1 protein-coding gene is annotated in these 1,483 nt (G+C 70.7%); it reads left to right on the top strand.

Annotation, left to right across the window (positions count from 1 at the left end; genetic code table 11):
- The first annotated feature begins 261 nt into the window (after window positions 1-261).
- On the top strand, window positions 262-1,467 hold the full coding sequence (locus tag ACZ6KF_RS34015; protein WP_469242034.1) for an IS110 family RNA-guided transposase: 1,206 nt from the start codon (window positions 262-264) through the stop codon (window positions 1,465-1,467).
- Window positions 1,468-1,483: the final 16 nt, after the last annotated feature.

Raw genomic sequence — 1,483 nt, 5'->3', positions numbered from 1 at the left:
CCCCCGTTATCTTCTTCGCGGTCCTGCAAGAGGGCCGCTGGCCTCCGGGCCCGGCATGACTGTTGCCCCCTGTCGAACGGATGACCTGGGGGGTGGTGCCACCGGGTCCGAGGGGTGCCGTCGGAGACGCTGATCAGAGGTCCGACCACCGCCCGGCCGGGCGCAATGCCCGGCCGCTCGCGGGCGGCAGGTCTGCATAACGTGGATGCGCGAGAACGGCTCCCGACCTTGGGGCCGGCACGCGTCGACACATGTGGGGGCATGGTGATCAGCATCGACGGGGTGGACGTCTTCCTGGGCCTGGACGTCGGCAAGGCAGCACATCACGGCCACGGTCTGACCCCGGCCGGGAAGACTGTCCTCGACAAGCCGCTGCCGAACACCGAACCGAAACTGCGGGCCGTGTTCGACAAGCTCAGGGCCAAGTTCGGCACGGTTCTGGTGGTCGTGGACCAGCCCGCCTCCATCGGTGCCCTCCCGCTCACGGTCGCCCGCCACGCCGGCTGCCAGATCGCCTACCTGCCCGGACTCGCGATGCGCAGGATCGCCGACCTCTACCCCGGCGAGGCCAAGACCGACGCGAAGGACGCCGCCGTCATCGCGGACGCCGCCCGCACCATGCCTCACACCCTGCGGACCCTCGACCTCGCCGACGAGGTCACCGCCGAGCTGACCATGCTGGTCGGCTTCGACCAGGACCTCGCAGGAGAGGCAAACCGCACATCCAACCGCATCCGCGGCCTGCTCACCCAGTTCCACCCCAGCCTGGAGCGCGTCCTGGGCCCACGGTTGGACCACCAGGCGGTGACCTGGCTCCTCGAGCGTTACGGATCTCCTCAAGCCCTGCGCAGGGCGGGCCGCCGCAGGCTCGTCGAGGTCGTCCGGCCGAGGGCTCCGCGCATGGCCGAGCGGCTGGTCGACGACATCTTCACCGCGCTGGACGAGCAGACCGTCGTCGTCCCGGGCACCGGCACCCTGGACGTGATCGTCCCGTCGCTGGCGAAGTCGCTGGCCACCGTCCAAGAACAACGCCGGGCGCTGGAGGCCCGGATCGAGGCCCTGTTGGAGGCCCACCCTCTTTCCCGGGTCCTGACCTCGATGCCCGGCATCGGCGCCAGGACCGCCGCAGTCCTCCTGACCACCGTCGGCGACGGCAGCTCGTTCCCGAGCGCCGCCCACCTCGCCTCCTACGCCGGCCTGGCACCGGCGACCCGGCAGTCCGGCACGTCGATCCACGGCGAGCACGCCCCCAGGGGCGGGAACCGGCAGCTGAAACGGGCAATGTTTCTCTCCGCGTTCGCCGCCCTGCACGATCCCGCCTCCCGGACCTACTACGACCGCTGCCGAGCCCGCGGCAAGACCCACACCCAGGCCCTCCTCCGCCTCGCCCGCCACCGCATCAGCGTCCTGTTCGCCATGCTCCGCGACGGAACCTTCTACGAGTCCCGCAGCCCTCGCCTCGCTTGACGAAGGACATAGAGGC

It is taken from the genome of Streptomyces sp. NPDC046379, from assembly GCF_055587785.1.
The sequence above is the reverse complement of the archived record's forward strand: the minus strand, read 5'-3'. Positions and strand labels throughout refer to the sequence as shown.